The sequence below is a fragment of the Cupriavidus yeoncheonensis genome (assembly GCF_905397275.1).
In the GTDB taxonomy this organism is placed as follows: domain Bacteria; phylum Pseudomonadota; class Gammaproteobacteria; order Burkholderiales; family Burkholderiaceae; genus Cupriavidus; species Cupriavidus yeoncheonensis.
This window is the reverse complement of record NZ_CAJPUY010000008.1, coordinates 126,596-149,048: the sequence shown is the minus strand read 5'-3', so window position 1 is coordinate 149,048 and position 22,453 is coordinate 126,596. Positions and strand designations below refer to the sequence as shown.

Annotated in this window: 15 protein-coding genes; 5 read left to right on the top strand and 10 right to left on the bottom strand. The window is 68.3% G+C overall.

Annotated elements, in window-relative coordinates; all coding sequences use genetic code 11:
* Nucleotides 1–170 precede the first annotated feature (170 nt).
* Complete coding sequence (locus tag KHO22_RS12865) at nt 171–1,730, bottom strand: glycosyltransferase family 39 protein (protein WP_211947520.1); 1,560 nt, start codon at nt 1,728–1,730, stop codon at nt 171–173.
* Nucleotides 1,731–2,110: 380 nt separating this feature from the next.
* Here KHO22_RS12865 and KHO22_RS12860 point away from each other — a divergent pair, with 380 nt between their 5' ends.
* The 4 genes from KHO22_RS12860 to KHO22_RS12845 all read left to right on the top strand — a co-directional run bounded on the left by KHO22_RS12860 (nt 2,111) and on the right by KHO22_RS12845 (nt 6,184).
* Entirely contained in the window at nt 2,111–2,890 is a 780-nt protein-coding gene (locus KHO22_RS12860) for a GntR family transcriptional regulator (RefSeq protein WP_211947519.1), read from the top strand.
* 33 nt (nt 2,891–2,923) lie between these two features.
* On the top strand, nt 2,924–4,468 hold the full coding sequence (locus KHO22_RS12855) for an acetolactate synthase large subunit (RefSeq protein WP_211947656.1): 1,545 nt from the start codon (nt 2,924–2,926) through the stop codon (nt 4,466–4,468).
* A gap of 142 nt (nt 4,469–4,610) precedes the next feature.
* A complete protein-coding gene (locus KHO22_RS12850) occupies nt 4,611–5,015 on the top strand; it encodes a Zn-ribbon domain-containing OB-fold protein (protein WP_211947518.1) in 405 nt (134 codons plus the stop codon).
* Nucleotides 5,012–6,184 carry a thiolase gene (locus KHO22_RS12845; RefSeq protein ID WP_211947517.1) on the top strand — a complete coding sequence of 391 codons (1,173 nt, stop codon included), beginning with the start codon at nt 5,012–5,014 and terminating at the stop codon, nt 6,182–6,184. Before KHO22_RS12850 ends, KHO22_RS12845 begins: the two co-directional genes overlap by 4 nt.
* A 940-nt stretch (nt 6,185–7,124) precedes the next feature.
* Here the strand turns inward: KHO22_RS12845 and KHO22_RS12840 are convergent.
* Genes KHO22_RS12840 through bcsB form a run of 9 tightly spaced genes read right to left on the bottom strand, consistent with a single transcriptional unit; the run spans nt 7,125 to nt 21,526 of the window.
* The gene (locus KHO22_RS12840; RefSeq protein WP_211947516.1) at nt 7,125–7,349 is read right to left on the bottom strand and encodes a hypothetical protein; all 225 of its coding nucleotides are present in this window, start codon (nt 7,347–7,349) and stop codon (nt 7,125–7,127) included.
* Nucleotides 7,349–8,917: a cellulose biosynthesis protein BcsG gene (gene bcsG, locus KHO22_RS12835; RefSeq protein ID WP_211947515.1), complete on the bottom strand. Its 1,569-nt coding sequence runs from the start codon at nt 8,915–8,917 to the stop codon at nt 7,349–7,351. Before bcsG ends, KHO22_RS12840 begins: the two co-directional genes overlap by 1 nt.
* 13 nt (nt 8,918–8,930) lie before the next feature.
* Nucleotides 8,931–11,498 (bottom strand): UDP-forming cellulose synthase catalytic subunit, encoded by a 2,568-nt coding sequence (bcsA, locus tag KHO22_RS12830; RefSeq protein ID WP_211947514.1) that lies wholly within the window; start codon nt 11,496–11,498, stop codon nt 8,931–8,933.
* Nucleotides 11,495–12,283 carry a cellulose biosynthesis protein BcsQ gene (gene bcsQ, locus KHO22_RS12825; RefSeq protein WP_211947513.1) on the bottom strand — a complete coding sequence of 263 codons (789 nt, stop codon included), beginning with the start codon at nt 12,281–12,283 and terminating at the stop codon, nt 11,495–11,497. Before bcsQ ends, bcsA begins: the two co-directional genes overlap by 4 nt.
* On the bottom strand, nt 12,280–12,483 hold the full coding sequence (locus KHO22_RS12820) for a hypothetical protein (protein WP_211947512.1): 204 nt from the start codon (nt 12,481–12,483) through the stop codon (nt 12,280–12,282). Before KHO22_RS12820 ends, bcsQ begins: the two co-directional genes overlap by 4 nt.
* 6 nt (nt 12,484–12,489) lie before the next feature.
* Nucleotides 12,490–14,208: a cellulose biosynthesis protein BcsE gene (bcsE, locus tag KHO22_RS12815; RefSeq protein ID WP_211947511.1), complete on the bottom strand. Its 1,719-nt coding sequence runs from the start codon at nt 14,206–14,208 to the stop codon at nt 12,490–12,492.
* Nucleotides 14,209–14,215: 7 nt separating this feature from the next.
* Nucleotides 14,216–18,043, bottom strand: coding sequence for a cellulose synthase subunit BcsC-related outer membrane protein (locus KHO22_RS12810; protein WP_211947510.1), 3,828 nt, complete (start codon nt 18,041–18,043; stop codon nt 14,216–14,218).
* On the bottom strand, nt 18,028–19,206 hold the full coding sequence (gene bcsZ / locus KHO22_RS12805) for a cellulose synthase complex periplasmic endoglucanase BcsZ (protein WP_211947509.1): 1,179 nt from the start codon (nt 19,204–19,206) through the stop codon (nt 18,028–18,030). Before bcsZ ends, KHO22_RS12810 begins: the two co-directional genes overlap by 16 nt.
* A gap of 1 nt (nt 19,207) precedes the next feature.
* On the bottom strand, nt 19,208–21,526 hold the full coding sequence (gene bcsB / locus KHO22_RS12800) for a cellulose biosynthesis cyclic di-GMP-binding regulatory protein BcsB (protein ID WP_230426860.1): 2,319 nt from the start codon (nt 21,524–21,526) through the stop codon (nt 19,208–19,210).
* A 641-nt stretch (nt 21,527–22,167) separates the two neighbouring features.
* Between bcsB and KHO22_RS12795 the strand changes: the two genes are divergently transcribed.
* Entirely contained in the window at nt 22,168–22,449 is a 282-nt protein-coding gene (locus tag KHO22_RS12795; protein ID WP_211947507.1) for a UxaA family hydrolase, read from the top strand.
* Nucleotides 22,450–22,453 lie beyond the last annotated feature (4 nt).

The window sequence follows — 22,453 nt, the reverse complement described above, 5'->3', positions numbered from 1 at the left end:
CTGGCGACACCGGCGCCGTCGGTGAAAGGACTGGCCGCCAGTTGCCGGCTCGATGGCGAGAGGCGTGGGAGGAGTTTGCCCGGGCGCGTTTGCGGGATTTCCCCAGTCGCAACGGGTGCCGGAGACCCGGAAAGGAGGCGCGGGACGCTGCGCGTCCCGCGCTAGCCACGCTAGCTGGGGAACAGGATCGCGATGCCGACCTTATGGACCGAAGCCGGTCCCTGGATCGGGACTTCCGTCCGGATGGCGGCCCCCGGAAATTGCTCGGCGAAGTTTGGCGGAATCTCGGCGCCTTCGTGTTCTGCGTCCCAGACCAGGACTGCGCCGGACTTCCTCAGGTCTTCGGGTGTCACCCAGGGATTGAAGCGATAGCCACCGTGCACGAACAGGGCCGAGGGGCGATCGTCGGAATAGAACGCGGCATTGCCCGCATACCAGGTGTCGCCAATCACGTACTTGAGCGGCTTTCCTGTTTCGGCGAACCATCGGTCTGTCACCTCGGCGCCGAGCTGCCGCCCGGGAAAATGCGTCCGGTTTTCCTTGCCGGCGAGGAGCGGCCGGCCCAATTGGTCCAGCGCGAACAGCATTGCGGGAAGCAGCAGGACCACGATCCACGCGCGGCCGAAGGTACGCAGCCGGTCCGTGGTCAACACCGGCCTGATCGAGGTAGCGATCAGCAATCCCACGAAGCACAGCAGTGGCGCCGCCCACATGACCCTCGGCGGCCGTTGCGTCATGGCCGACAGGGTCAGGGAAAAGGCGAGCGGCCCGAGGGCCAGGGCGGCAAGATAGGCCTGGTTGAACTTGTGCGAGTCCGACGGCGACGGCGATGGCGTTGCGTCCTTGTCCCGCCAGCGCCAGAGCATGAGCGCGAGAAGCAGCATCGGGATGAACGCTGCCAGTTGCGCGCCGATAAACGAAACCAGCTTGATCAGGTAGGCGCTCTTCGCGACTTCGGGCGCGCGTCTCGCAACATACTCGATCGAGATAAAACCGCTATCGACGATCCAGACCATGTGCGGGAGGAAGGTGAGCAGCGCGGTCGATACCAGCACCCACGGACCGGGTTCGGCGAGGCGACGGCGGGCCTGCGGGTGCGCCAGCACAAAGATGGCCATGGGGATGAGATAGGCCCCCATCGAATAGCGCGCCCAGAGTCCCAGGCCGGCAACGAGTCCGCTCAGGCACCAGTCGCCGAGGCGGTTATCGGTCAGTGCGCGATGCAACAGCCAGCCAAACAGGGCGCCAAACGGCATCTGCAGGACAATGTCGTTGAACTCCGGCGTCGGGAAGTTGAAGTAATAGACCCCTTCCAGCAGGAGGACCCCGATGAGTGCTTCGCGCTTGCTGGTAATGCGACGCCCCAACTGCCAGACCGCGACGAAAACCGTTCCGATGCAGATTTGCGCGGCAAGATAGCAGGCCCACAAGTTCTTGCCCGGCCACACGGTCAGGACTTCTGTTACCCACGGCCAGAGCGGTGGGTCCTTCTCGTACCCGAGTTGCCATTCGTGCCCCCACGCCAGCGCCTCGATGATGTCGAGTGACGCATTCTTCAGCAGCAGGCTTGGCAATAGTGTCCAGAGAATGACGTGGCAGAGCACTGCCAGGGCAAGGATCCGGCCGGCGCCCTGTCTCTGCAGGGTGTCGGACCACGTTTGTAAAGCCCCGGGAAGGATCACGGGCGCCTGACTGACTTCGCCAGGCGAAAAAGCTGAAAATTTTTCCACTTTGATCTTGGGAATCCCTGCGCAAGACCGGATGCGCAAGGGGAAGACTTGAAATGCCTTGCTCGCCCGCAGGAACTGCTGCGCCAGAAAACCGCGCTGGCACGAACGGAGGTCAACTATCGCCTTTTCGGCCGAGCGATTCTCTCAAAATATTACGGATGATTACAAAGTATGAATGTGCGGGTTGACACATTAATGGCGGAGTGATAGCCGCCAGACAATGACGATCAATCACCACAAAATAAGAACGCATGACGTGTATGAGGGTGCACCGCCCGGCGTAAACCCTAGTAGTCTAGGTTTGTAGACTTTTTGTAAGGTTCGGCATGCCGTCCCTGCGGACGGCCATTGAAGCGGGCTGCGCGTCAGCCTGGCCAGCCATGCCGGACAACCCATCGACCGAACTCCTCTCCCGTAGCCGCCAGCCTGTCTACCTGCAGCTCGCAACCATCTTCCGCCGGCAGATCGAAAGCGGCGCATGGGGGCCCGGCGCGCAGATTCCTTCGCTGGAGGCGCTGTGCCGCCAGTACGGCGTGGCCCGCATGACCATGCACCAGGCCCTGTCGATGCTGGACGAGGAGGGGCTGCTGGAGCGTTCGCGCGGACGCGGCACCTTCGTCAAGGCCGGCCGGCGGCCCCAGCGGCGGGTTTCGCTGTCCACGAGCTGGGACGAGGCTGTCGCCATCGGCGATGCCATCGACACCGAGGCGCTGGTGGAGTCCATGGGCAACGTGGCCCTGCCCGCCGACCTGGGCCTGCCATGCAGCGGCCGGCATGCCGCTGAATACCATTTCCTGCGCCGCCTGCACCGCGTGGAGGGCCGGCCTTTCGCCATCTGCCAGGTCTACATCGAGGCCGAGGTGTTCGCGCGCGAGCCGGAGGCCTTCCGGCATGGAGCCTCGGTGCAGGTGCTGGACCGCTTTCCCGGCCTGCAGGTCAGCGCGGCGCGCCAGCGCTTGACCATCGTCGCGGCCGGTGCCGAATCCGCCGTGGCGCTGGATCTTGCCGTTGGGGCACCTGTGGCCGAACTGCGCCGCTATGCCTGCGTCGACGACGTGATCGTCTACTACGCCCGCATTGAATTCCCCACGGAATTCGTCTGTCTCGATTTCGACCTGCTCGCCCCGGCGGCGCCGCAGTCTGATGCCAACCTGTCCTGAATCACGAACCGACCCATGGAAACTTCCCAAGCGATGAACGGCGCCGAAAGCCTGGTCAAGACCCTGCTGGCCAGCGGTGTGGATACCTGCTTTGCCAACCCGGGCACGAGCGAGATGCACTTCGTGGCGGCGCTCGACCGCATCCCCGGCATGCGCTGCGTGCTGGGCCTGTTCGAAGGCGTGGTCACGGGGGCCGCCGACGGCTATGCGCGCATGGCCGACAAGCCCGCCGCCACGCTGCTGCATTGCGGCCCGGGGCTGGCCAACGGCCTGGCCAACCTGCACAACGCGCGCCGCGCGCAGACGCCGGTGGTCAACATCATCGGCGACCAGGCCACCTACCATCGCCCGCTTGACGCGCCGCTCACCGCCGATACCGAAGGATGGGCCCGCCCGGTCTCGGTCTGGACGCGCACGGCCACACGCGCGGCTTCGGTCGGTGCGGACGCGGCGGCCGCGGTGCAGGCCGCGCGTGCCGCGCCCGGTGGCGTCGCCAGCCTGATCCTGCCGTCGGACGTGTGCTGGGACGCCGGCGGCGAAGTGGCCGCGCCACTGCCGCCGCTCGCTGTGCCCAGGGTGGCTCCTGATGCCGTGCGGAACGCCGCGCGCGTGCTGCGTTCCGGCCAGCCGACGCTGATCGTGCTGGCAGGCAGCGCGCTGCGCGAAGCGCCGCTGGCCGATGCGCACCGCATCGCCGCGGCCACGCAGGCCAGGCTGATCACGCCGATGTCGAACGCACGCGTGTCGCGCGGGCGAGGGCGCCTGGCGGTCGATCGCATCCCATATTCCGGCGATGTGGCGCGCGACCGGCTGGCCGGTATCCACAATGTGATCCTGGTCGGTGCGCCGGCGCCGGTGACGTTCTTCGCCTATCCGGGCAAGTCGCCGCGTCCGTATCCCGAGGATGCGGTCGTGCACGTGCTGGCAAGGGAGGAGGAAGACCTCGCGGACGCGCTGGCCCGCCTTGCCGATGAAGTGGGCGCGCGCAACGCGGCGCTGCCGGCATCCGCCGCCGTAGCGCACGCCGACATTGCGCGTGGCGCCGTCACGTCGGAGGCCGTGGCCAGGACGCTGACCGCGCTGCTGCCCGAACAAGCCATCGTGGTGGAAGAGAGCGTCAGCTTCGGGCGGGCCTTCTATCCGGGCACCGTGAACGCCGCGCCACATGACTGGCTGCAACTCACGGGCGGCGCCATCGGTGCCGGCCTGCCGCTGGCCACCGGCGCCGCCGTGGCCGCGCCGGGCCGGCGCGTGGTGGCCTTGCAGGCCGATGGCTCCGGCATGTACACGTTGCAGTCGCTGTGGACCATGGCGCGTGAGCGGCTCGACGTCACCGTCGTGCTGCTGGCGAACCGCAAGTACGCGATCCTGCTCGGCGAACTGGCCGATGTCGGTGCCAGCCCGGGCAAGACCGCACTCGACATGCTCGACATTGGCAACCCCGACCTGAACTGGGTGCAGATGGCCAACGGCATGGGCGTGGAGGGCGCGCGCGCGCACGACATGGAGGCGTTTGCCGACCTGTTCCGCATGGCCAACCAGCGCAGGGGCCCGTTCCTGATCGAGCTGGTCATCTGAGTACCGGCGTGCCCGAAGGGGGATTTCCGCATTCGGGAATCCTGCCTTTGGCAGATGCGAATTGCTGCACCGCGCATAGTGCGGCAATCTGGCAGCTGTGCCATGGAAGCCCCATGGCGGCATCATTTGTGAAGGAGACACCATGCCCCAACAAGGAGCGGCAGCGGGTCCGGACAAGGTCTACGCGGACATGCTCGCCGCCGGCCAATTCCGCATCCAGCACTGCCAGGACTGCAAGAAGCACGTATTTTTCCCGCGCAACATCTGCCCGCACTGCGGTGGCGATGCGCTCGACTGGACCGAGCCGAACGGCACCGGCACGGTCTACTCCACCAGCGTGATCCGCCGCAAGCCCGAAGCCGGCGGCGACTACAACATCGTGCTGGTCGACCTGGATGAAGGCGTGCGCATGATGAGCCGGGTCGAGGGCATTGCCCCCGCGTCCGTGCGCATCGGCATGCGCGTCAAGGCGCGTGTGGCGCCTGGCAAGGCAGAAGGCGAGCCCGCTCTCGTCGTGTTCGATCCGGTGGAGGGCCAAGCAAAATGAGTCTGTCTTCTCTGCGCGGCAGCGTCGCCATCGTCGGCGTCGGCCAGGCCGGCCTGGGCGAAGCCCATGGCAAGACTGAAATGGAAATCCTGGTGGAAGCCGCCAAGGCCGCCGTGAAGGATGCCGGCATGTCAATGCGCGACATCGACGGCATCGCCACCGCCAGCGTCGGCGCCACCATGTGGGTGATGCCGGTGGCCGAGTACCTCGGCATCAAGCCGAAGTTCGTCGACAGCACCATGATCGGCGGCTCGAGCTTTGTCTCGCACATGCTGCCCGCCATGATGGCGCTGGAAGCCGGCCTGTGCGACGCGGTGCTGGTCTGCTACGGCAGCAACCAGCGCACCTCGACCGTGGGCCGCGCCGGCATCAGCAAGGTGCGGGCGGTGCTGGACCCGCAGCCGTACGAAAACCCGTACCAGCCGCTGAGCCCGATCACGTCGTACGCACTGGCCGCCGCGCGCCACATGCACCAGTACGGCACCACGCGCGAACACCTGGCTGAAGTGGCCGTGGCTGCGCGCAAGTGGGCGCAGCTCAACCCCGAAGCGCAGATGCGCGACCCGCTCAGCATCGACGATGTGCTTAACGCGCGCATGGTGTCGGACCCGCTGTCGGTGCGCGACTGCTGCCTGGTGACGGACGGTGCCGGCGCCTACGTGATGGTCCGCGCCGACCGTGCCAGGGACCTGGCCAAGCCGCCGGTCTACGTGCTCGGCAATGCCACCGCGACGTGGCACCGCCAGATCTCCTGCATGCCCGACGTCACCGTCACGGCGGCCAGGGAATCCGGCGAGCGCGCATTCGCCATGGCCGGCCTCAAGCCGTCGGATGTCGACGTGGCCGAGCTGTACGACGCGTTCACCATCAACACGCTGCTGTTCCTGGAGGACCTCGGCTTCTGCGCGAAGGGCGAGGGCGGCCACTTCGTCAGCGGCGGCGGCATTGCGCCGGGCGGGCGCCTGCCGGTGAACACCAACGGTGGCGGTCTGTCTTGCGTGCATCCGGGCATGTACGGAATGTTCATCACGATCGAAGCGGTGCGCCAGCTCCGTGGCGAATGCGGCGACCGCCAGGTCAAGGACGCGGAAGTCGCCGTGGTCCACGGTAACGGCGGCACGCTGTCCAGTCAGGCGACGGCAATTCTGGGGACGGCTGCCACGTTGTAAGGCGCTCCAGGTTTTAAGGGAAGCAGGAAGGCGGCGGTGGAACCGGGTTTCGGTTCCGCCGCCGTTTTATTTGGTTTTTCGCCGGATTGCGGGAATGGTGGAGGTTGTTGTGCTTGGCGGGCGCCGCTGTTTTTTTGGCATAGCCGGGGGGATTTTGATTGGTGGTGTGTCGTGCTTGACAGGCGCCGCTGTTTCGCCGGCGTAGCCGGCGACCTACTTCTTGTCCGAGCGACAAGAAGTAGGCAAGAAACGCGTCGCCTGAGCGGCTGGCTATCAACGATGCGCTTCTACTGTTCAACCGGCGTTGGTCTCGCGATGCTTGGTTGCCCGTTCGACCCTGCTAACGCTATGTGAGTCAGGACCAGTGCCTGCGATAAGCTGCTTTTGAACGATCCCCATGTAGGGCTCGGGTACAGCGTTCCAACAGCGTCAGTGGTGGGACGCCTACGGCTGCGCTGCGCGCGCGTCCTAGTCGGTATGCGCGGCATCATTGTCGCTGGCGCGGTGCTTCCCCTTATTGCCCTTATTGCCCTTATTGCCCTTATTGCCCTTATTGCCCTTATTGCCCTTATTGCCCTTATTGTTTTCCGCTGAGCCGCGCGCAGCGCAGCCGTAGGCGTCCCACCGATGGCCCTGTTAGCAGGGGCCACCAAGTAATCCGGGTTCGCTCATTTGACGTATCTATCCTGATCATCTACGCGGCAGGCAGTCTGGCTATGCCCTGTACCGTCTTCACCCCATCGGGCCCTTCGTCAACCACGAAGACGCGTTTTTGCCTCCTTTTGCCGCTCGGGCAAAAGGAGGTCGCCGGCTACGCCGGCGAAACGGCAGCGTCCGTCAAGCACGACACCCCAATCAAAACCCAACCGGCGACGCCGGCGAAACAGCAGCGCCCGCCAAGAACTCGAGACGGAAATGGCGCGTGCGTTCTATTGCTACATCACGCAGGAGCCCGGGTAGGCGCCTGGTCCCGGACCAGCGCCGGCACGTCGCTCTCATATCCCAGCAGGCCGGCCAGCAGCGGCCACCGCTGCGCCGCCCCGCGCGCCGCCTGCAGGTCCTGCTGGTCGAAATACCGGTTCGGATCGAACCCGGCCACCTCCTTGCCGAGGACGTCGATATCGCTGCGGGCGAGCGCGAGCCCGCGTGCATTGGCCGGCTTCATTATTTCCCCTCGATCCACACACCGTCCGGCGTGTGCACCATGTATCCGTTGCCATCGCGCATGGTCACTGTCGCTTCGTTTTCGCCGACCATCTGGGTCTGGGGCAGGTCGGCGGCATATTGTTCCAGCGTCTGGGCGCCGGGCTGGAATGGGTTCTCGGCCACCAGGTTCGCAATCAGCTGCGACAGCGCCAGGTAGCTGGCCGGCGCATCGATCGTCACGGTCTTGCCGCTTTGCGACTGGCCGCCGGGCAGGCCGACGAGCTTCACGCCCACGGGCACGTGGATGATACGCGGCGTCGGGATCTCGCGCATGCCCGCGATCTGGTTGGCGTCTCCGCGCAACGCCGCGCCGTGCTCGGGCACGAATACGATGACCGCCTTGCGCCCGGAACTGGCGACCATGTCGATGATCTTGTCCACGTCGCCGAGCAGCCGCGTCAGCCGCACCGGATACGATTCGAGGCTCGACAGCTTGCTGTCCGGCAGGCGGTTGCCGTCATGCAGCGTCACGGTGTTGTAGTACAGCGCCTGCGGGCCGCCGCCTTCGGCCAGCCGCTGCTTGTACCAGCGCTGCAGCACGTCGAAGTCACCGGCCACGGGCGAGTTGTCGAACGAACGCATCGCGACCGGCAGGCCGTCGTTGGAAGGCGGCTTCATGCCGGGGACGCCGACTTCCTTCTCGATTTCCTGCAGGAAGTTGTCGAAGTGCCCGTCGTGGTTGAGCAGCATCCGCGTGCTGAAACCAGCGTCGGCCAGCGCCGAGAAGATGTGGCACTCGGCCGGCGACGGGTCGTACAGGTCCTTGTGCCGTGGCTGCCCGCACGCGGCGCGCAGCACGCGGATGGCCGCGGGACCGCTGTAGCTCGCGGCGGAGCTGAAGTTCGTGAACAGGAAGTCGAAGCGCGACAGCAGCGGGTTGTCGCGCGCCTTGGCGACATCAAGATCGTCCCACGACAACGAACAGATATGCAGCACGATGATGTCGTACTGCGAATCGGGCGTTGCCGCGACCGGACCGAAGTGCACCGAGCGCGGCGCTTCCTGCTGGCGGAACGCGTTCAGGCGGGCATCCCAGCCGCTCTCGCCCGCCGTGCCGCCAGCGCTGATGGCTTCGGTGCCGGCAATGGCCTGCGCGCCGCCGCTGGCCACGGGACCATTGGACAGCAACTGCCAGAACGGCACCAGCACCAGTGCCGCCAGCACCAGCGTCGTCACGCGCAGCCAGCGGTTCACGATCCAGAAGATGACCAGCACCGCCAGCGCCGTGAGCAGCATTTCACGGCTGGCCAGGCGCCCGAGCAGCTCCACCATATAGGCCGGCGTGAAGGCCTGCAGATTGGAGAACTGCGACACCACGCGCGAGAACGGCGGCAGGTTGGATTCCCAGTACAGCAGCGCGGCGCCCGCCACCACCGCCACCACCTGTCGCAGCGCGGCCAGCGCGCGGTTGGGAATGCGCACCGCCAGTGCCAGCGCGAACAGCAGGTTGAGCAGCCATTGCGGCTCCACCCGGCCGATATGGAACAGGTAGAGCTTGACGATGAAGTAGAGGTTCCAGATTCCCATGTCGATATCAGCGTCAGGGTTGCCGCGGCCCGGTGCGGCCGAAGATGCCGGCGACCGAGGTGCGCGCGGCGTCGACCAGGCGCAGCAGGCCCTGGTATCCCATTTCGATCACTTCCTTGAGGCCGTTCAGCGGCACGTCCACGGGCTGCTCGTCGATCCAGTTGATCCATGCATCGGCGCGGCCGAAGGTACATTGGATCAGTTGCTGTTCGGCCTGGGCGTCCATGTCTTCAAAACGCACGCCGAGGTGGCGGTCTGCGTTGCGCGTCACCACGGCCGGGAAGTGGTAGCTGCGCTTGCCGCGCGACAGGCATACGCCCACCTGCGCGCCGGGATCGACACGGGTTTCGACCGGCAACAGCAGGCCCAGACCGCCCAGCGAATAGTTCTCGGTCTTGCAGGCCAGCGTGCGGCCGTCGGGCAGCAGCAGCGTGGCCGGCACGCGCATGGGGATGCGGTGCGAGATGCGCACCTGCCGCGCCTCGCGCGCGACGCCGATGGCCGCGCCCAGCATCACCAGGTTGAACGTGGCCCAGCCCATGTTCATGACCAGCGCCGATGGCTCGAAGCTGTCGTCGAACAGCACGCGTCCCGCGCCCAGCGCCAGGCCCGCGACATTGAGCGCGAGCAGCAGCACGTAGGGTTTGGAGATGGTCCAGTCGAGGTAGTCCTGCGCAATCTGGCCGCCCTTGGCGGTCACGTTGAACTTGCCCAGCCGCGGGTTGATGAAGGCCATGGTGGTGGGCAGCACGATGTACCACGCCAGCACCGACTCGTAGACCTCGGCCCAGAACGAATGCCGGTACCGGCCCTGCAGCCGCGAATTGGTGATGCTGGCCACCAGCAGGTACGGGATCACGTAGGCCATGATCAGCACCGCCGAGGTGTGGATCACGTGCAGCCCGAAGTACAGGTAGGCAATCGGCATGGTCAGGAAGATCAGGCGCGGAATGCCGTAGAAGAAGTGCAGCATGGCGTTGCTGTAGCACAGCCGCTGGAACAGGTGCAGGCCCTTGCCCAGCATCGGGTTGTCGATGCGGAAGATCTGCGCCATGCCGCGGGCCCAGCGGATGCGCTGGCCGATATGCCCGGCCAGGTTCTCGGTGGCGAGGCCCGCGGCCTGCACCGTGCGCAGGTAGGCGCTGTTGTAGCCGAGCCGGTGCAGCTTGAGCGCGGTGTGCGCGTCCTCGGTCACGGTTTCCACGGCGATGCCGCCGATCTCCTCCAGCGGCGCGCGCTTGATGACCGCGCACGATCCGCAGAAGAACGTGGCGTTCCAGAAATCGTTGCCGTCCTGGATCAGCCCGTAGAACAGGCTGCCTTCGTTCGGCACGCGGCGGAACGTGTCGAAGTTGCGCTCGAACGGGTCGGGCGAAAAGAAGTGGTGCGGGGTCTGCACCATGGCGCATTTCGGATCGGCCAGGAACTCGCCCATCGTCATCTGCAGGAAGGAGCGCGTGGGGATGTGGTCGCAATCGAAGATGGCCACATACTCGCCCGCGGTCTGCCTGAGCGCGGAGTTGATGTTGCCGGCCTTGGCGTGCGAATGCTCGTCGCGTGCCAGGTAGTGCACGCCGGCCTCTTCGGCGAAGGCGCGGATCTCTTCGCGGTCGCCATCGTCGAGCACGTAGATGCGCATCTTGCCGGCGGGCCAGTCCATGCTGCGCGCGGCATAGACGGTGGGCTGCAGCACGCGCAGCGGCTCGTTGTAGGTCGGGATGAACACGTCCACCGTGGGCCAGTCGGCCGCTTCCGCCGGCAACGCCGCGGGCTGCCGGTTCAGCGGCCAGATGGTCTGGATGTATCCGAGGAAGAGCACGATCCAGGTATAGAACTCCGCCACGAGCAGCAGGTAGCCAAACACGGCCTCGATCGTGGTTTCGAATTGCAGGGTGGTCGTGACACGCCACCAGATGTAGCGGCCCGCCATCAGCACGGACAGCGCGGCCATGGACAGCGTGGCAAGCCGTCCGGGAATGCGGCGCAGGACGAACAGGCCGATCAGGATCAGCACGACCAGCAGGAACTGGTCATGCAGGGGCAGCGGCGTGGTGCAGAGCAGGATGCCCGAGACCGCGGCGAGCACGAGCAGCACCGGCATCAGCAGCGGGACCTGTCCGAGCGCGGGCGACAGCGCTTCCAGGCGGTGGGCGATGCCATTCCAGTCCACCCGCGGCAGGCGTGCCAGCAGCCGGCGGCGCAGGCGCTTCAGGCGGAAGTAGGTGGGCTCCAGCCAGCTGCGGAACCAGCGCCGCAACGCGCTGGTTTCGGGCGGCGCCTGCGTCTGGCGGCGCTGGCGCAGGTCCGCCGCGAGCGGGCGGATGGCGCGTGGCGGGCGCAGCAGCAGGCGCTGCAGCCAGATGCCGATGCCATGCTGGCGGCCGATCCCCAGCCGTTCGCGCGCATGCCCGCGCAGCCAGATGGCGCAGCGCAGCGGCAGGTCGGGCCGGCCGGGCGGCGGCGCGCGGAACAGCAGCCGCAGCCACCACAGGCCGGCGGGCGCGCTGGCCGAGATGCCAAGCTCGCGCGCGAGCAGATGGCGCAGGCGCTCGAACATGGCGGAGGCCGACGGCAGCGTCATGGCGTCCCCTCGCGACGCACGGCGCCCGCCTGCCCGTCGCCGGCGCGCGCGCCATTCAGGAGCCAGCCTGACACCCAGGAAGCGAGACCCTGCAGGTCATGCGCCGTCTGCGAGTGGGGCGTGCTGCGGCAGAAGCATTCGCCGCGCGCCAGCGCTTCCGGCACCCCGGCGTCCTCATGGATCTCGTAAGGCAGCAGTGCATTGCCAAGCGTGGCGCGCAGCAGCACCGATACGTCGGTATGGAGCTGGCGGCCCGGCTGCAGCCGCGTGACCACGTAGGCGCGCGCCATGCCGCCGTCGTCGAGCGCCTGCCGCAGCGGGGCCAGCGTGGCGCAACTCTGCGGCAGCGAGGGCAGCAGCACCAGCGCGAGATCGGCGGCGGCCAGCGCCTGCTCGGCGAACGGCGAGGGCCACGGCGCGCTGTCGATCAGCGCCACGGCATCGCCGGACAGGTCCACGTGCCGCAGCAGTCCGCGCAGCCAGTGCGGGTCCGCATGCAGGCGCATGGCGATCTCCGCGCGCGTGGCGCGCGTGCCGGGCTCGCCCCAGGGCACAAACAGCACGCCGTCGTCGCTGCGCTGCCCGTGCGCGGCCCAGTCGGCCGTGTTGGACAGGCCCTGGCGCACCGGTTCGCGCAGGCCGAAGTGAAAGCCCAGCAGGCCGCGCGGGTCGCACTCGATCGCCAGCGGCGCATGGCCATGCCAGCGCAGCAGCGAGGCAAGTTCCGCGGTGATCGTGGTGCGCCCGGCGCCCCCGACGGCGGAGACCACGGCAATGGTCTTCATTCGCGGCCTCCGGCGGCGTCGCGCCACGGCCGGCCGCGGACTACGATCGGGCGCAGCTGCGCGGGCAGCCGCACCGAGCGGCGCGAGCGCGGCCATCGCCAGCGCGGCAGCAGGCGCAACAGGCGGAAGCGCCAGGCCAGCCAGGCCACCGGCACGGCCAGGATCAGGCCCCAGATGAAATAGCCCAGGAAGATCGCCATGGTGGTCTAGCCTTGTGGTTTGAGCGGGATGGAAAACGGCTGCGGCGCGGCGCGCGGGTGCCGCCGCGCCGTGCCCGGCGGTTGCGGCATGATGCCGGCGGCGCCGGGCTGGCTGGCCGGGGCCTCGGGGGCGCTGTCGCCCGCATGCCGGGCCAGCCAGCCGCTGTAGTCCTGGGCGGGGCGTTGCGCGATATCGGTCTCCAGCCGCTGCAGCGTGGCCAGGATGGACTCGGCATCGCCGCAACGCAGCTCGCCGCTGAACAGTTCGGACAGGGGCCGCTGGAACACGTGCTGGCAGGCGATCTCGACGTGCTCCAGCCGGCACGCGAAGAAGAACGCGTACACGCTGTTGCTGCCCGCGCTGCAGAGGTCGCCGGCGTCGCGCATCTGGCAGGCGCGCAGCGCATCGACATGGGCGACTTCGGGCAGCAGCGGCAGTTCCAGCAACACATGGGGCAGGCGCACCACGCTGCTGCGCTCGAGCGTGCTGCGCACCAGCGCGATGAACTCGGCCGCGGGCAGGTAGCCGGTGGCGGCCGTGGCCAGCACGGCGGACAGCGCGCCCTTGTAGTCCGGCAGGACCGGCCGCTGGAACACCTGGCCCTGGAGCGCTTCGATGCGGGTCTGCATGCGTGCGAACGGCGTGTTGCGCTGGATCACGATGTTGGCGCCAAGCGTCATCATCAGCAGCTCGTAGCGCTGGCGCAGCATCTCCTTGTCTTCGCGCACCACGATCTTCAAGGCCTTGCCGGCGCCGTGGCGCAGTTGGTGGACCTGGGCGGCCAGAGGCTCCAGCTCCTGCCGGTTGCCATAGTGCAGGATCACGGTAGCCGCCACGGCGCCGGCGGCAGCGGCGACGGCGGCGTCATTGTCGGGAACGACCTGCCAGTCGGCCGGGACCCAGCGCTCGCGCAGCACCGCATCGCGGCTGACGATGACCCGTGCCTCGTCGGGCGCGAGCAGGCCGGACGGCATGCCGTGCGCGGCGTCGGCGTCGCCGCTGCCCGCCACCAGGCCGTGGTCTTCCGGGGAAAAACGCAGCGGCACGACTTCGTGCGGCAGCACGGCGTCCTTGTGGCGCCAGAAGCCAACTTCCCACACATACTGGCCGTGCACCTGCGACAGCCTGGCCGCGCCGGCGAAGTGCTGGTGAAAACGTGCCAGGCCGGCGAGGTCCAGTGCCTCGGCGCCGCCAGGCGGTGCGGCCAGCAGCAACAGGCCGCAACTCTGCGCGACGCACCATTGCGCCAGGCGCGCGCCGGCCGCGGCGAGGGCCGACGGGTCTTCCCATGGCAGGAATGCCTCGGCGCCCTCAAGCAGGAATTCGCTGCCACGCGCGCCGCACTGGTCGACGATGGCCTGCAATGCCTCGAGCAGTACGTCAGGGCCCGGGCGGTCGGCCACGCCGCGCAGCGTGCACACGTTGGCCCGGCCGTGCAAGGTGCGGCTGCTGTCGATATCGAGACCGTGCTGGCGCAGCATGGCGCCGATTTCGGCGGGCTCGCGCGTGGATAGCACCGTGGTGCGCGAGCGCAGCAGTCGCGCGGCGCTCTGCCAGAACAGCGCGTCGCGCGCCGGCGAGGCGTCGGCGTAGACGGCATGCACCGCGGCCGGCTGCAGCGCGGCCAGCGCCGCCGGCAACGCGTCGATCGCGAGCGCGTGGCGCGCCTGCAGCCAGGGGCGGGCGGCAGCGTGGCGGGACGGGGCTGGACGCGTGTCGCTCATGCGGCCCTCAATAGGTGGAGTACGGCCGCACCGGCGTGGGCGGATAGGGGACCAGCCCCTGCTGGCGCTCGAAGAAGTAGCGCACGTAGGCGAAGGCGCGGTTCGGTGCGTAATCGCGCGAGCGGTCGATGTCGAAGCCGGCACCGGCCACCCATTGCGGAGCGAAGCGGTACTCGACGATCCCGCCCGCGGTATAGCTGAAGCCGCCGCCGGAGCCGCCCTGGTACTGTGCGCCGCCGACCATGGCCTGCAGGTCGGGCCGGGTGGGATAGATGTCCATGTTCTTCTCGTAGGTGCTGGACATGCCGACCGAACCGCGCAGCCGCCATGACAGCAGGCCGCGCCGGCCGGTCCAGTCCAGCGGGATGAGGAACGACAGGTAGCGCTGCGGGCTGTAGTAGCCGCCGTGGCCGAAGGTATAGAAGCGCTCGTTTTCGGAGTAGCGCCAGTAATTCAGGACCAGGCCGCTGGTGATGCGCTGGTCCCGCCGCACGAACACCGGGACGTCGAAGCCGGTGCGCACGGTGAACTCCTGGTTGGTGAGGACGTTGGTTCCAGTGTAGACGCCGTAGCCAAGGTCGGCGAAGAGCCCGAAGCGTCCCACGTCGCGCGCATAGCGTGCGTGGATGCCGTTGCGCACCACGTTGCCCCAGCTCTCGGACGGCGTGACCGCGCCGGTCTGTGCGTCGACGTGGCGCGGATCGGTCGCCCCCGCATACGAGACCAGGCTGCTGGTGACCGCGCGGCGCGAGAGGTCGACCGTGGCCGAGGCCGGGCCCATTTCCGCGCGGTAGCGGAACCCGCCGACCACGGTCTGCAGCGTGAAGCCGAGCGGCGTCGTGCCGATGTCGGCGCGCCAGCTGTTGTAGGCGCCATTGAACTCGTAGCCCGCGGCCAGGGCAACGCCGCGGTCGCTCTGGCCGATCTGGCCCAGCCCGTTGTTGCCGAGCGCCCGGATCTTGCCGAAGTCGCGCGAGTCCGGCAGGCTGTCCGCGCGCAGGGTGCCCGCGTTGAGGAGCACGGTGTCGGCATGGAAGAAGGCATGGCCGGTGTAGCCGGACGGAATGCGCACATAGAGCGGAACCTCTACCGCATTGAGGCGCGAAATACCCGGGTCGCCGGTCTTGTTGGAAAACAGCACGGCGCTGGCGACCTGGCCCTCGCGGCGCATGTCGAGCGCGCGCAACGCGCGCTCGGCCGCGGTGCCATCGGTGCCGGGCGCTTCGTTCTCGCGCTGCTCTTGCACGCGCGCTTCGCGATAGAGACCGGCCGCACCGTTGAAGTCGCCGCGCGACTGGGCGATGCGCCCGGCCTGCAGGGTGACGTCGGAGCGCTCCGGATAGCGCTCGCGCAATGGCGCCACCACGGCCAGCGCTTCGTCCTCGCGCCGCATGGCGGTGAACCGGCGCGCGATGGCCAGGCGCGTATCGATGTCGTCCGCCGGGGTATCGGCCAGCACGGCGCGCACGTCTTCCAGCGCCTGGTCTTCCTTGCCTTGCCGCTCCAGCATGCGCGCAACCGTCAGGCGCGCGTCGGCGTCCTGCGGACGGGTCTTGAGCACCTCGCGCGCGGCCTGCGCGGCACCGTCATAGTCGCCCTGGGCTTCGCGCAGGTCGGCCAGTTCCAGCAGCCAGCGCCGGTCCTTCTGCTGCTCAGCCGGCACGGCGTAGAGCGTGCGCTGGGCGCCCTTCAGGTCGCCCTCGGCGATGCGGCGATCCGTGTCGCGCAGCGCCAGGCGCAGCAACTGGTCGTCGAAATCGGCGCGCTGTTCCGGCGTGACGCCGGGCAGCGCGCGGGCTTCGGCAATCCAGGCGCGCAGGTCGTCGTCACGCTCGGCCGACGCGAGCAGTTCGCCATAGCGGATGCGCACGTCGATGGCGGGGTCCTGCGGATGCGCATCGAGCCAGTCGCGCACCAGCTTCAGGCCGGTGTCGGGTTGCCCGATCGCGATCCACTCGCGTCCGACCGAGGCCAGCATCTGCGGGTCGTCGCGCGCGGCCTCGGCGGCGGCGCGCAGTTTTTCCTCCGCCTCCTGCTCGTGGCCCGCTGCGACCAGCTGGCGCGCCTCGCGCAACAGCCGCTGCGCCCGCAGGTTGCCCGCCAGCCGGCGCATGGAATCGGAACGCTCTGCCTCTGGCACGCCGGCCAGCACGGTGCTGGCGCCCTCGATATCGTCGACCGAATTCAGGTACAGCGCGGTGGCATAGCGCATCTCGCCGGTCGGCGACGCGGCCATGCCGTCTTCCATCACGCGGCGGCCCAATGCCGGCAGCGCCAGGTCGCGATAGGCGCGCGCCAGCGTGAAGCGGGTCCAGGGATCGTCGGGCGCCAGCCGGATCGATTCCTCCAGCCGCGCCAGCGCGGGGCTCTGCTTGCGCTGCGCCAGCAACTGTTCGCCCTGCAGCGACAGCAGGTCCGCGCGCAAGGTGCGCAGTTCGGCGGGCGAGCCCTTCAGCCGGCCGGCGGTGCTGGTGATCAGCGGGCCCACTTCGTCGCTGCGCTGGCTGTCGTTGAGCAGCTTGACCAGCGTGCGCAGCGTGCCGATATCGGGCTCGGGGCCGGCCAGCGTTTCGCGCAACAGCGCCTCGGCTTCGGGCAGCTTGTTCTGCGCGATCAGCGCGTCGGCCAGCACGCCACGCGCATTGGCATTGCCGGGCTGCAGCGCCAGCGCTTCGCGCGCGAGCGCCTCGCCCTGCGCGGGTTTGCCCTGTGCGTTCGCTTCGCGTGCCCTGGCCACGGTGCCCCAGAACGTGGCGGTGCCTTTCAGGCTGCGCCATTTGCCGCGGTTGCCGGCGTCAAGCTGCTCGGCGCGCGCGAACAGTTCGCGGGCTTCGTCGTGGCGGCCCTGGCGCAGGCGCACCAGGCCGAGGTTGCCCAGCGTTTCGCCGTCGTTGCGGCGCTTGCGGTTGGCACTTTCCAGTGCGGTCTCGGCCTCGCGCACATCGCCGCGCGCAAGCTGCTGTTCGCCGCGGCGGCGGGCCTGCTCGGCGGGGCTGGCCTGCTCGCGCTGGCGCGCGCCACCTTTCCTGCCGAGTTCCGCAAGCGTCTGCTGGACACTGGTATCGTCAGGCACTTCCCTGGCGTACAGCTCGAACCACTTGTAGTAGGACGGGTCGTCGCTGACACCATACAGCGTGCGCCGCCACATCTCCAGGGCCGACTTGCGGTCGCCATCGGGCCGCTGGACGATGCGGTACAGGATGGCCAGCCCTTCCTGGCGCGTGGCTTCGCGGTCGGTCAGCAGGCTGGCCAGCGCCATGGCCAGGCGCAGGTCATCGGGGTTCTGCTTCACGCGCGCACGCAGCTCGGCGATGGTGGCGGTGCGTCCGGCCGGCGTGCCGGCCATGATGCGGTAGTAGTCGACGGCCAGGTCGCCGCGCGGCGCGCCGCGCGGGAACAGCTGCCTGAGTCGCGCGATGGCTTCCTCGGACTTGCCGGCGCGTGCCAGCAGCCGGATGCGCGCCATTTCCTGCTTGTCGCGCGTGGCGATGCGGTAGGCGTCATCGAGCTCCAGCGTGGCCGGATGGTTGGGCGCGCGCTGGCGCAGCTTGCGCAGGATCTTGTCGGCTTCGAGCGGCCGGTTCGAGCGCAGCTCGATCAGCCCGAGCAGCATCAGCGCATCGGGCTGGTTGGGGTCGATCAGCAGCGCCTTGTCGAGGATGCCGCGCGCGATGTCGGTCCGGTTCTTGGCTTCCCACATGCGCGCCGCGGCCAGCAGCTGCGTCATCTCGGGCGATGGCCTGTCGGCGGGCTGCACCACGGCGGGCTGCGCCATGGCAGGCACGGCCAGTGCGCTGGCAAGCGCGAGCAGGAAGGGGGTCAGCGCGCGGGGCATCCGGTCTTCCAGGCTGGCAGCAGGGCGCCGTCCCCGGCAAAGCGGTACAGGCCGTCGAGGTAGCCGAGACCGAACAGCGCGAGGGCCTGGCTGTAGTAGCCAAGCGGCTCCCGTGCGGCCAGCTCGCGCGTGCGCCGCACCTGCGCGCGCGCCTGGTCGGCGCGGCCCAGCGCGGCCAGGTAGGGGGCCACCGCCGCCGAGAAGCCGGCGTTGCCGGCATTCGGCCCGGGCTGGCCGGTCTGCGTGTCGACGCGTTCGGGCGGGTGCCCGTTGGCGGCCACGTAGTCCGCCAGCGGCACGAACTGCTGCAGCACGCGGGCGCGCTGCGGGTCGTCGGCGGCGAGCAGGCCCGCCCACAGGTAGACGCGGATCGCGTTGTACGCGCTCTCGGCCCTGGTGGCGCTGTCGGGCAGGAAGCCGCGGCTGCTGTCGTACTCGGCCCAGTCCGGCGAGAAGCCGCGCGGCGCCGTTTCCACGATCACGCGCAGGGAGCTGGCCGCAAGCTGGTCCCAGCCGGGTTCATCCGGCATCAGCCGCGCGAGCCGGCGCATGACCTGCAGCGGGACATAGCTCGGATTCACGCGCCAGCGCCCGTCGGCGAGCGCGAAGCCGACCGGTCCGGGCAGCACGGTACGGCCCAGGCCACGCATGCTGGCGGTTTCCTCGCGCACGATGCGCCGCGCCATCAGCGTGCCCAGCGCGGTGAAACGGCGTTCGTTCCACAGGCGGCCGGCTTCCAGCAGCGTGTAGGCCATCCACAGGTCGGCGTCGGACGCGGAGTTGGTGTCGATCACGCCCCACGTCTCTTTGCCGTCCTTGGCCTTGTCGGCCGGAATGCGGCCCCAGATCCAGGCGGGCAGGTGGGCGATGAGATCGCCCTGCGCGAGGTTGTTCTCGGTCCAGGCCAGCAGCTTGTCGAACGTGGCGCGGTCGTTCGCCACCAGCGCGAAGAACAGGCCATAGGCCTGGCCTTCGGACACCGTGACCTTGTCGTCGGTGCTGGCGTCGATGACGCGTCCGTCGGCGCTCAGCAGCGTGCGCCGGAAATTGTCCCAGTCGGACCACGCGCACGTGGCCGCCTGCGCGGGCACGGCCGCCACGCAGGCGCAGGCGAGCGCGCCCGCCGCGAGCCACCTGGTCAGACCCGGCAGGGCACGCCACATGTCAGCCTCCGTTGCGCCGTGCCGCGAGCTTGCCCAGCGTCCAGAACAGCGACAGCGCGACGATCAGCCCGGCCAGCAGGCCCGCGATGGCCATCAGCCCCGGGAACGCCGACACCCTGACCCAGATGCGCGCATACCAGGGCAGGTCGCCCACGAAATAGCGCGCACCCAGGCGCAGGCCATCGATCTGGTCCTGCCGCACGACCGTCAGGTCGCCACGCATCTGGGCGACCTTGCCGGGGTTCTCCAGTGCGTCGAGCACATCGGCGACGCGGTCGTCCTGCGTGGCCGTGAGCGCCACCACGCTGTTGCCTTCGGCATACGGCGACTGGAACCCGACCAGCGCGGCCAGCGGGCCGTCGGCGGTCAGGATGGCGCGCCCGGTCGGCGTGACCGGATCCTCCTCGATGCCGCTCAGCCAGTTGGACCACGCGTGGCTGCGCTGGTCGCGCAGCGTGATCTCGGTGCGGCCGCGCTCGATCAGCATCGGCAGCGACTTGCCCCATTTGCCGAGCATGCCGGCGGCGCTGCCGGTGCCGACGACCAGCAGGTTGCGCTGGCGCACGCTGTCGACCGCGGCCGCGGGCACCACGGCCACGCGCAGCGACGGCAGGCCGGTCCACTTGCCCATATGGCCGAGCAGCGTGAGCAGGGCTTCCTGGTCCTGGGCCGTGGGCGCGTCGGGCATGACGACCGCGGTGTCGGCCAGATCGGCCAGCCGCGTGAACGGGTAGCCGCTGTTGGCGAAGAACGCCAGGTTGGGCAGGCCGGTGTAGTGCGAGAAGCGGCTGAAGTCGATGCTGGAGTCGGGATCGATGGCGGCGCGCGCGATGTTCGTCGCGGCCGAGGAGCACAGGCCCGTTTTCTGCGAATCGATGTGGAAGCTGAACTGCATCTGGTTGTTGCTGCCCACGCGGAAGGCCGGGATGCCGATCAGGTTCGAGGCCGATACGCTGCTGCCCGACAGCAGCGGCACGCTCACCAGGTTCTGGTCGTCCTTGGTTGCCAGCGGCTTGAGCCGGTAGGAGCGCACCAGCTGGTCGTTGATGTCGATGCTGATCACCGAATCGTTGTACGTGGGCGGCGCGGTGTAGCGGTAGCGAATGCTCAACGGCACGTTGCTGCGCGTCCAGTCGTAGAGATCGGCCGGCACGCGCAGGTTCACGCGGATGGGGTTCGGGTTGTAGCCAGCCACCTGGAGCTGCTGCGGGTCGGCGACCAGTTCCTTGAACAGCACCGGGCGGTCCGTGGGCGCCCAGGCCGGCGCGTCGTAGGGCTGGCGCGGATTGCCGATATCCACGGACTGCACCTGCGCGCTGTTGCCGGCCATCGCCGTCTTGCCCAGCACCAGCCCGTTGGCCGCGGTCTGCAGTTCCTGCGGCGTGCGGCCGGCAACCACCAGCAGCTTGCGCCCGGGGCTGGCCGGGTTGGGCATGATGCTGACCGACGGACCCTTGATCTCGGGCAGGCTGACCCCGGCGGGCAGCGTGCCCGGCAGCACGAAGGCAATGGCATCGGTGTCCGCCGGCGCGCTGCGCGCCACCGGGAAGCGAGCCTCCCGGTACGACGCCAGCGCGCCGAGCCACGACGCCACCACGCCGGCCGCGCGCAAGGTGGCGGCGTCGGCCTTGGCCGGCAGCACGAAGGGCACGGTCACGCGGCGGTTGTCGCGCCGGTCGAAGAAGGGCGCCGGCAGCAGCGCCAGGCTGTCCGGCAGCGTCATGCGCGCCTTGCCCAGCGTGAGCGTGGTGGCCGGGCTGATATCGGCCCACAGGCTGGAATGCAGCGGGTCCTCGCAATGGTCCATCGTGTAGTGCGCGATCAGCTGCACGCCAAGATGGTTGAAATCGGTGAAGAAGCGCGGGTCCAGGTCGATCTCGCGCGTGACCAGGCGGCCGGCTTCCTTCTCTTCCAGCGGCACGGTGGCGATCACCTCGTCATTGAGCGTGATCTTGAGATGGGAAAGCGGGAAGACCAGGGCCGGCGAATACGTGAACACCAGCTTGAGCTTTGCCGCGGTGACGACTTCATCCAGCCGGACACCGATATCGAGCGTGCGGGCATGGTCCACGCCGCGCAGCGCAAGCGGACCGTAGGAGCCCATCTGGCGCAGGGTCAGTACCTGTGTGCTGGTGGCCGCCGGCAGGGCCGGCGGCTTTTCGGACGGCTCGGACGGCTGGACGGAAGGCGCTGTGGCCGCGGCGCTGGCGGGGGCGGCAAGCACGCCTTGCCACGGCCACGTCGGCGCGGCCAGCATCATCAGGGCGATGCTGGCGGACAGCAGGCGGCGGGGCGTCGGGTCGTACGCTGAGCGGGGCATGGCAGCAGGCCTTTTCCTGTTCATGCGAACGGTGGAAGCATCGCCTGGCGCGTCAGCGTCCTGTCGCCGGTCGCGGTCATGGCTGCGGGCGGCTGGAAGCGCCGGCCTGGATGACGAGACCAGCCGTTCAACGGTTCGGCCGAGTGTAGACCGAATGCCTTGGGTGATCACATGACGGGTGTCGTTGTCGAAAACATTCATGTCCGTCGCCCAAAATGTGAAACGAAAGGTGATGCCTCACGGTGCTTTTGTCGCCGCAGAAAAGAGTCGCGCCGATCGTATCATGTGTCGCTTGGTACTCTTTGTCGGTCAGGGTCTGATTTTGATCGTCGGGGGGGCTTGCGTGCCAAGCCTCGCGAAACCAAAGCCGTTCGAACGATAGAAGCGCACCGTTGATGGCCCGCCGCCAGGCGACGCGCTTCTTGCCTGCTTCTTGTCGCCCGGACAAGAAGCCGGTGTCGCCGGCTACGCCGGCGAAACAGCCGCGCCCGCCAATGGCGACAACCCAGCCACCAGCTCCCAAAACCAAAATCCCATCCCTCACTAATTCATCCAACTCATATATATGAGTTAGTTGACATGGATGAATACCTCTCCTAAGATCAATCCCACAAACCGACCCGCAACCAAGGAGACAACAAATGATTCATGTCGTGCTGCATGACGCCAAGGACACCGTCGCGGTGGCTGTGGTGGAGGGCATCCAGGCTGGCACCAGGCTGAATGCGTGGATCATGGATGAGGACAAGATCGTGACGGTGACGGCGCTGCAGCCGATTCCCATCGGCCACAAGGTGGCGTTGTGCGACATGGCCCCCAACGACACCGTCTACAAGTACGGCATCGACATCGGCAAGGTGGTGGCCCCGATCAAGGCCGGCGAGCACGCCCACGTCCACAACATCAAGACCAAGCGCTGGTAATCCG